The organism is Campylobacter sp. BCW_6465, from assembly GCF_001762815.1.
In the GTDB taxonomy this organism is placed as follows: Bacteria; Campylobacterota; Campylobacteria; order Campylobacterales; family Campylobacteraceae; genus Campylobacter_D; species Campylobacter_D jejuni.
Genome location: NZ_MJXN01000080.1, coordinates 1 through 8,561, shown reverse-complemented (window position 1 = coordinate 8,561; position 8,561 = coordinate 1). Strand labels below are relative to the sequence as shown.

The 8,561-nt window shown below is 28.4% G+C and carries 12 protein-coding genes and 1 pseudogene; 3 read left to right on the top strand and 10 right to left on the bottom strand.

All coding sequences use genetic code 11. The annotated features are described in order from the left end of the window. The 8 genes from AJ886_RS04885 to AJ886_RS04855 form a co-directional block, all read right to left on the bottom strand. Positions 1-741 (bottom strand): CTP:phosphoglutamine cytidylyltransferase (locus AJ886_RS04885; RefSeq protein WP_070287275.1); only part of this gene is annotated, 741 nt, incomplete at its 3' end. A 1-nt stretch (position 742) separates the two neighbouring features. Next, positions 743-1,345 carry a gamma-glutamyl-CDP-amidate hydrolase gene (locus tag AJ886_RS04880; protein ID WP_070287011.1) on the bottom strand — a complete coding sequence of 201 codons (603 nt, stop codon included), beginning with the start codon at positions 1,343-1,345 and terminating at the stop codon, positions 743-745. Further along, complete coding sequence (locus AJ886_RS04875) at positions 1,336-3,675, bottom strand: PEP-utilizing enzyme (RefSeq protein WP_070287012.1); 2,340 nt, start codon at positions 3,673-3,675, stop codon at positions 1,336-1,338. The genes AJ886_RS04880 and AJ886_RS04875 overlap by 10 nt, the downstream gene beginning before the upstream one ends. Before the next feature lie 14 nt (positions 3,676-3,689). Beyond that, positions 3,690-4,451 (bottom strand): class I SAM-dependent methyltransferase, encoded by a 762-nt coding sequence (locus AJ886_RS04870; protein ID WP_002859690.1) that lies wholly within the window; start codon positions 4,449-4,451, stop codon positions 3,690-3,692. Positions 4,452-4,503: 52 nt separating this feature from the next. Next, positions 4,504-5,277 carry a class I SAM-dependent methyltransferase gene (locus tag AJ886_RS04865; RefSeq protein WP_070287013.1) on the bottom strand — a complete coding sequence of 258 codons (774 nt, stop codon included), beginning with the start codon at positions 5,275-5,277 and terminating at the stop codon, positions 4,504-4,506. A gap of 174 nt (positions 5,278-5,451) precedes the next feature. After that, a complete protein-coding gene (locus AJ886_RS10525) occupies positions 5,452-5,760 on the bottom strand; it encodes a hypothetical protein (protein ID WP_186820744.1) in 309 nt (102 codons plus the stop codon). Between the two features lie 203 nt (positions 5,761-5,963). Then, entirely contained in the window at positions 5,964-6,269 is a 306-nt protein-coding gene (locus AJ886_RS10520; protein WP_070274973.1) for a hypothetical protein, read from the bottom strand. Positions 6,270-6,430: 161 nt separating this feature from the next. Further along, a complete protein-coding gene (locus AJ886_RS04855) occupies positions 6,431-6,874 on the bottom strand; it encodes a helix-turn-helix transcriptional regulator (RefSeq protein ID WP_070274972.1) in 444 nt (147 codons plus the stop codon). On the opposite strand from AJ886_RS04855, the pseudogene AJ886_RS10235 reads away from it, so the two are divergent. From AJ886_RS10235 to AJ886_RS04850, 3 genes and pseudogenes are all read left to right on the top strand, one after another. Beyond that, positions 6,852-7,025 (top strand): annotated as a pseudogene (locus tag AJ886_RS10235) (DNA adenine methylase); the annotation flags it as partial. The gene AJ886_RS04855 and the pseudogene AJ886_RS10235 overlap by 23 nt on opposite strands. Before the next feature lie 267 nt (positions 7,026-7,292). Next, complete coding sequence (locus AJ886_RS10515) at positions 7,293-7,466, top strand: hypothetical protein (RefSeq protein WP_002801716.1); 174 nt, start codon at positions 7,293-7,295, stop codon at positions 7,464-7,466. Continuing rightward, on the top strand, positions 7,463-8,014 hold the full coding sequence (locus AJ886_RS04850) for an ImmA/IrrE family metallo-endopeptidase (protein ID WP_002801718.1): 552 nt from the start codon (positions 7,463-7,465) through the stop codon (positions 8,012-8,014). The genes AJ886_RS10515 and AJ886_RS04850 overlap by 4 nt, the downstream gene beginning before the upstream one ends. Here the strand turns inward: AJ886_RS04850 and AJ886_RS04845 are convergent. Both AJ886_RS04845 and AJ886_RS04840 read right to left on the bottom strand, forming a co-directional pair. After that, the gene (locus AJ886_RS04845; RefSeq protein WP_070287272.1) at positions 8,011-8,295 is read right to left on the bottom strand and encodes a hypothetical protein; all 285 of its coding nucleotides are present in this window, start codon (positions 8,293-8,295) and stop codon (positions 8,011-8,013) included. The two genes, AJ886_RS04850 and AJ886_RS04845, sit on opposite strands and share 4 nt — an antisense overlap. Positions 8,296-8,354: 59 nt before the next feature. Beyond that, positions 8,355-8,561, bottom strand: a 207-nt coding sequence (locus AJ886_RS04840) for a S24 family peptidase (protein WP_148124017.1), incomplete at its 5' end; no start/stop codon positions are given.

The window sequence follows — 8,561 nt, the reverse complement described above, 5'->3', positions numbered from 1 at the left end:
TAAATCACTCATAAAATCAATTTCACACCAATTGCCATCAATTTCCACTGCTTTTGCGTTGTTGTATTTTTCAATTAAAGCTTGCAAAAAACTTGTCATGTACATATTTTCAAAATTTTTATTATCATATAAAATATCTCGATCAAGCATTTCATAAAAAGCAATAACTTCGGAAAGAAATTGATAAGAAAATTTAAAAAGTCCTATATATTGAGCTTCTATCTCATCATAGGCATTAGCTTTTTTTCCAAGTTCTATAATATAACCATTTGTCATCTTTAATGTTTCAGCATCTTCTAAAGGATTTGCAAAGCGTTTGCTCCAAAGCTTACGCCAAGACTTATCAACTACTATAGCAAGTTCTTCTTTGGCATTTATAAGCTTTTGTACGCAATCTTGAAAATAAACAATATCCGCATAAGAAATAATCAAATCTTGTTTTTCTTCTATGCATTTTAATATAAAATCTTTAGCGCAAAAAAAAGTATGAACCATATTGGTTTTATCATATTTTGAATTAATAAAAAAATGCTCGATATCATATTTATTAAGATAATTTTTTAGCACTTCGTTTAAATATCCACCCACAACAGCTATTTCATTTATACCTGCTGATTTTAAAGCTTCGATTTCATAATCTATGATTTTTTTATTCTTATACTCAACCATACACTTTGGTTGATCTTTTGTTAAAGGCATCAGCCTTGATCCAAAACCTGCTGCTAAGATAATTGCATTCATATTATTCCTTGATTAAACTAAACCACTCTTTTAAAATTTGAATATTATTAAGCCCATTTTCTCTTTCAATATGCCACATTATACCAAAAATATTTTCATACTTATGTTTAAAAGCTTCTATAGTATTATCTTTTGCTAAGCAAAGTTCTATAAGATCTTTACCTAATTTTTCAATAGCAAAATTATGAAAAGAATTACTTATAAATTTTTCTTTTGAGAAAAATACTTCATGTTTGCCTATATGATTTTCACAAGGGCTTATATGGCTGTTAAAATAATGAGCTATCATCTGAGCTCCTCTGCAAATTCCTAAAAGTGGTATTTTTTCTTTTAAACAAATTTCTATAACTTGCTTTTCATATAAATCCCTCTTTTTAGATAAAACATTGGGACTATAAAAACTTAAATCATTACCACCGCTTAATATCACAGCTTTTACTAGATGTTTATAATGAGAAAAATCTATTTCATAGCTAAGAGGAAGAGGAGTAAAATTTTTAAATAAATCTTTATTAAATAATTTTCCCCAATCCAAAGCCAAACATTCCCTTTCTTCATGATAGCTTTCGTTGCAAATAAGTCTTTGAGTAATACCTATAAACAAAATATTTGCTCACTTTCACATTCTATATTTATTTTTTTAGCTTTTAAATATTTTTCAAAATTTTCTTCTCCAACTCCTATAACAGCAGGCATTCCAAGTTCTGAGGCACGAATGGCCATATGTGAATTAGCACCCCCATAACATGTAATAAGTCCTGCTATATTTTTTGTAAATAAATAATCATATCCAGGATCTGCTGCATAAATTAAAACAATCTTTCCTTCTAAATCTTTATCATTTTCTTTCGCCGTAAATGCAGTGATGCTCTTTTGTGTAATGAAATTTGGAATAATACTATGATTATAAAAAGAAAAAATTTCATCGGCATTGCAAAGCAAAGAAGGAAGTTTTATAGCTTGTGTAAGTTCATATTCTTTTTTATTGCGATTAATTTCTTCTACAAACTGCTCTTTTGGATTTATAGAATAAAGACTAGAATAAAGATTTAAAATGCTTTTTATATCAAGATGAGCCAAATCTTCTTTTTCAATACCATAATATTTGCCTAATTCTTCTATATAAACTATAGCCTTAGAAAGCAATCTAGTGAATTCAAATTTAACGAGCTCTCTACCCTCGATAGCCTGTTTTAAAAAATCAAAAAATTCACAAGCATTAATCTCTAATCCATGTTCTCTAAGTAAAGCATTTAAAGCTTTTGTCTTTTCTTCTGAAAAAACAAAAGCTTTATCTTGTAAATAAACTTTACTATCTTTTTGATCCACATCAAAATAAAGTTCAAAATCTTCATCATATCTTGGAGATAAAATATTATAAGTTCCTGCTCTTAAGTGTCCAAAATCTTTCAAAAATTGATCTTTGTTGTGAAAATTAAGATGGTTTGTTTGTTTGCTTAAATTTTTACTCACTGTATTGAGTGAATTTAAAAAATCATCTTTTTCCTCTTTAGCTATAAAATCAATCTCAACTAAAGAATTTAAAAGTTGCATTGCTACAAATGCAGCCCTAGCCACCCCAGCAAAAGGCAATGTTCCATAACGCTTGCATTCTTCAATAAGCCAATAAATTTTATCAATTAAAGAAAAATTAGAATTAATAATGCCATCATATCTTTCTTTTAGCTTATAAGATTTTTGTATGTCTTTTAAATAAAGCCCTGATCTAGGATTAATAATCTTATTTGTAAGTTCTAATAATGAAAATTCTAATCTTTTGATTTCATTTTCATTAAAACCATGATTTAAAAGTTCTTCTAATTTTTTAGAACTATTAAAGTCATAACAAGAATAAACAATATTAAATTCAATCTTATCGTGCAATTCATGATTTTTATTAAGCTTATCTAAGTAAAAATTGACAAGTTTTTGTGCAATATTTTCATCTAATTTTTTTGGTATAAAAGAATTAAAAGATAATCTTACATCTACATAAGGAATGCCTAAAAAAGAATGGATTAAAGGATGGGATCTTAGATCTCTATAACCATAATTATCTCTTTGATACGCCCAGATATTATCCGTAATGATTTCTTTATATAAACTAAAAGCTAAACGCTTAGGTCTTAACCCTATGATTTCAGCTGGATTCCAATCAGGCATTACCCCAAAAATGGCTTTATCTCCCAAAACTCTAGATCTTGATTCTTTTAAAGACTCAAAACGTTTATAAAATCTATATAAAGCTTCTTTTGGTAAAGAATGAAATAAATTATTTTTTTCATGCATAACCAAAGGACGCACTTGTAAGCAAAAAAGTTCTTCCTTATCATCTTGAATAGCAAATGCAAATTCAACATCTAAAAAATGACAATCATATAAAACTTCTAATTCTTTTATAAGTTCTATAATTTTTTGAAGTCTAATATCTTTAAATTCTAAATAATTTCTGTAATGATAGTAAGTTTTTGCACTCTTACTGCTTCCATCTGTAATAGAGCTATTTGAACCATTTTCATCATATTGAAGACAAAAATAAGGGGAAAAATTATCTTTATCAACGCTAAAACCAACTCCACAAAGAGTAATGTTTTCAAGCATAGGTTGAACTAAAATTTCATCACTTTTTGATGGCATAGAATTGGCAACTTCATATAAAGCTTTTAATAACTCATCTTTAGAATCAGCTTTAATATTTGCCAAAGAAAGAAAAGCACCTGCATTGGAGTTTTTCATGCTATCTTCACTCAAAGAAGAACTTCTTATAATGAGTCTATTAGCCTTTAAGGTTTGAATGTCCTGTAAAACTTTATCTTCATTTGATATTAATTCTTCAAGCGAAGTTAAAACCAAAGGTAGAACTTTTGCTTTTTTTAATTTTGTTTGTAAATTTTTTAAATTTTGTGCTTTGGTTTTAAATTTTAACTCCGCCATGTTTTTCCTTAGTTTTATATTTTTTTAGCACTCCAACAACGAGTGGTATATTTTATGCTAAATTCCTTAGGAAGTCTTTGTGAAATTTTATTACTAATTTTATTAAAAAGTTCACTTCCTTCATCAGTCTCCAAATCCCAGTAAGGATTTTTAACACTCTTCCATGCATTAATATAATTTTCAATGCTTTGATGAAAATAAAAATCCTCTTCAATATAAACAATATTATCAAAAAGATCCTTTCGACTCTCTATAATTGGTCTTTGATCTTCTCTTCTTGTTCCCCTTGTATAATTTGGTACAAATTCTACAATAGTATCTTCAGCTATTTTTTGCACAGGATCGTTTAAATCCCTGTGATTCCACATACAAGAAAAATATCCCTCTGATTTTAATAAGCGATGTGCTTCCTCTAAGGCTTCATTTCTATCCATTACATTAAAACTACTACCAAAAGTCACCCAATCAAATTCACTATTTTGGAGTGTTGAGTTTAAGCCTGTTGCTCTAACCCAGTCAATCTTTTGATCCTTGGTTCTTTCTATCCCGATCTCACGCATCGCATCATTTGGTTCTACAGATACTACCTTACATCCTCTTTCTAAAAGCATAATGCTTAAATTTCCAGTTCCTGCACCGATATCAGCGACTTTAATATCTTTTTTTCCAACTAAGCTAATAAGCATATCTATAGTTTTTGGAGCATAATTTGGTCTATAGCTATAAAATTTAGCATGCTTGGTATAATCCCACACTTGTTCTACTAGTTTTTGCATTTTATTTCCTTTTTCTCATCTTTGACAAGCTTGATGAAAAAAAGGAGGTATTTTATGCTTTTCTAGCTGTCCATGCTCTTATTTTATAAGGAATCTCTATACTTTGCATATGAGAAATTTTAGCTTCTATCATCTCTAAAATTTCCTTCCATCTTTTTTCACCTGCTTGTGCTTGTATATCATTTACAGAATGCCAAGCTCCAAGATAACGCTCTTTATCCCAAAACTCTTTATAGTCACACTCCATAAAAAAGCAGTCTGTGAAATCTCCTGTTGAAACAAGAATTTCTTCCCATTTTTTAACATTTTGAGTGCCACTGCTTACACGAGCAAGATCTGGAACAATATGTTTAATCTCCTTTTCAATTTCATCAAAAACCGAACCCTCTACAATGTGGCGAGGATTCCAAATCGCAGTAAAATACCCCCCCCCTGTCAATATACGATTAAATTCTGGGAGAGATTTTTTAGGATCTGTCCAATGAAAAGAACTAGCCATGATGACCCAATCAGCTTGATTATTGCTCATGCAGGTTTCTTCGCCACTCCCTTTATGCCAAGAAATATTTGACAAATTTTGTGTAAATTTTTGCCCTTCTTCACGCATATTATCGTTTGGTTCCACAGCACTAATTTGGCATCCAAACATTTCTCCTAGCATCTTAGTAAGTTTTCCAGTTCCAGCTCCTACTTCAACAATATTTAAATCTTTTAAATTTTTATTTTTATCATTGATACAAGCTACAAGTTTTTCAAGTAAAAATGGACTATAAGCAGGTCTATTATGATAATGCTTTGCAACATCTGTAAAATCCCCTTGTTTCATATTGATTCCTTTCTCTAAATTAAAACATAATTATATCTTTATTTTTATTAATTTACAAATCTTTTGTCGGCGGAAAAATAAAATTTCCATTTGGAAAAATAAAACTTCCATAAAAGTGGAAATTTTATTTTTCTACAAACCTTAAACTTAAAATATAACTTTATTAAAATAAAACTAACAAAAAATTCGTTTATGATGTTCATCTTCTTTAACAATGGTTTTCATATCCAAATAATGCTTTACTATATATTTTGGAATGTTAAAGTCGTAATCAGAGTGTGGCTTTAAATCAAAACGATTAAAAGGTTTGTAATTTTTATAATATTCCCTACTGTTAAAAAATCTAGGTTCTACTATGTCAAAACTTGATGTGTCTCCATAAAAATTTGGTGGATAATACATATCTATACTTTCATCATCTTTTAAAAAATAAGTATTATATAAAGCTTCACTCAACTCATCACCCCTATGCATTATTTGCATAGGAAAATAGCTTCCTTCTGGTATTTCATTTAAAAAGAAGTTGATATAGTAGCGATAAGCCTTTAAGCTTAATTTGCTTTTTATTTGAACGGGGTCCGAAAATTCGTGCAAATATCTCTTCCTAGATCGTATATATTTTTTAAAATATTCAGGAAGTTCACTTTGTCATTTTAAATATTTGAATATTTACTCATAAACCTCTTTTAACAATCCAATATCATCACAATCTTTAACTGTATATGCCAATTTTTTTCATACTTGTTAAGCTTTAAAAAATCATTCCAAGTTACTGGAAAACATTTGTATAAAAATTCTTTTCTAGCAATCTCTTCATAATTAATTTGGCTAGTTTGAATTAATCCAGCTGTACAAGTTAATTCAACCTCAACATCTTTATTCTCTGGAGTTTTTATGGTAAAAATTTCGCGTGAGATTATTTGAAATTTATTAAGTTCCAAGTCCTTATTTTGCTCTTTTTCTTTTTTAAAATTTTCATCAATTTTCTGCATTTTTTACCTATGCTCTTCGTTGATTTTTTGCATTTCCTGCTTATATTCATTCCAAATTTCTTTTAGCGGCTTATTTGGTGTTCCTTTTATTTTTCTATATAAATAATTACATAAAAGATTATTAATATTAGCAACACAATATTCACTTTAATTCCTTTAAATTATATAATAAAACGCAAAACTTTGCCTTGTATAATCAGCTCAACTTGCGAGTCTTTTAAGTCCAAACTATAGCTTTTATAATCCTTATTTACACTAATAATATCTAAAACTTTACTTATTGGATCTAATTGCAAAAGTTTAACCATTAATTGGTTATCAAAATTTAAAATATACAATCCATCTCCTTGATACTTATGCGTTTCTTCAAAAACAACCCAGCTATCAGGTAAAAGCATTGGAACCATAGAGTAACCATCAACTTTAATAGCTTTCACATTTTTAGGCGTTGTTTTAAAAAAGGCTTTACTAAGCTCAAGCATTTCACCTGTTTCATATCCTTCGAGCCCAATTAACTCATTGTCACCACTGGTAGAAGCGGAAACATTAAGTTTTGGTATTGAATAAAAATTAGCATCTCGCTGCAAGTTGTTAAAAAATATCAAAGGTAAATTTATGCTTTCTTATAATGATTGTGAGCTTATAAGAAAGCTTTATAAAGATTTTAATTTTAAGGAGTTGAAAGTAAGGTATTCTTTAAATAATAATGTTTTAAAAAGAAAAGAAAGCAAAGAGCTTTTGATTATGAATTTTTAAAAGCTAAGAGAGTAAAAATACTCTCTTTAATATTTAATTTTGTAAAAATATGGTAAAGTACCTTTAAAATTAAAAGTAATTTAAGGATTTATTATAGAAAACAATTACACCAATTCTGATATTATTACTATTGCAAGTTCTTATCTAACTTATGGAAGTTTAATTGTTGCTATTGCTACTTTCTTAACAGCTGTTATTACCATAGGGCTTACTATATATTATAACCGTGATAAACAAAGATTAATAAAAGAAACAACTGATGTATTTTTGAATAAAATTATAGAAGATGAGAAATTACGCAATGATTTTATAAATAAAATTCTAAAAAATAGTGAATTTATGGAAGAATTTGAAAGAATGGTCGATTTACATATAAATGATAAAATATCTATATTGACAGATATTGATCAAGAAAAATCACAAATAGGAGGTTTGGAATGACTTATAAAGAAATAAAAGATAAAACCCCTTATGAAATTTTAGATTTATTGGAAATGAAAGAACCACCATTCAATCCGTTTGAAATTGCTCAAAAATTAGGCATAAATGTAGTTAAAGATCTTGACCTTGATAAAATTGACACTGAAGGTCAAATTAGTGTAGATGAAAAAGGTGAACCTATTATTTGGATAAATCCGCTTAAAAATGAAAATAGACAGCGTTTTACATTGGCACATGAATTAGGGCATTTAGCTAATGATATTTTACCTAGCATAGAAAATCCTATTATTGATAGCTATGAAACCCTTTATAGAAGCAATACATATGGTGGAATAGAAACTAGAGCCAATCAATTTGCGGCAAGACTACTTATGCCTCTTCGACAAATAGAAGATTTTATAGCAGAATGCAGAAAAACAACACCTGATTTAAAGGCAGCAGAAGCAATATTACTTATTGCTTCAAAATTCGAAGTTTCAAAACAAGCTGTTTTTCACAGACTTAAAAATGTAGGTCTGATAAAACAAGATTATATATATCCTTTTTAGAGCAAAGAGGCTAAAAATTCTAAAGCTTCTTTGCTAAAATCTTTATTGCTTTCTTCTAGATACTCTTTATCTAAAATAGCACCGTATTTTAATAAAAGTAAAATCGCTCCAAAATTATTATGAGTTATTGCATAAAACATAGGTTCTTCGCCCATGCATTCTTTAGTTGCACTCATACCATTTTTAAGATATTCTAAAACAAGTTCATTGTTATGGTTGCAAATTGCGTTTATAAATCTTTTGTTAACACCTTGTCTTATGTCTGCTGATACTCTATCCATCTTTATATCCTTTTGTATTGATGAGACAAGATTAGCTTGGCTTAGCTTATTGTGTACTGTTACATCTTAGAAAGTTCTCCAATTACCACACCAATTAGCAAAAAATCTCCATTTTTATAAAATATATCTTCATATAAAGGATTTAAAGAGTGTAAAATCACTCCATCATCTTGTTTTAAAACTTGTTTTATAAAAAGTCCATCTCTAGTATTAATCACACAAATGCTTTTATTCTTAAAAGTTTTATTTCTATCTATTACACAAAT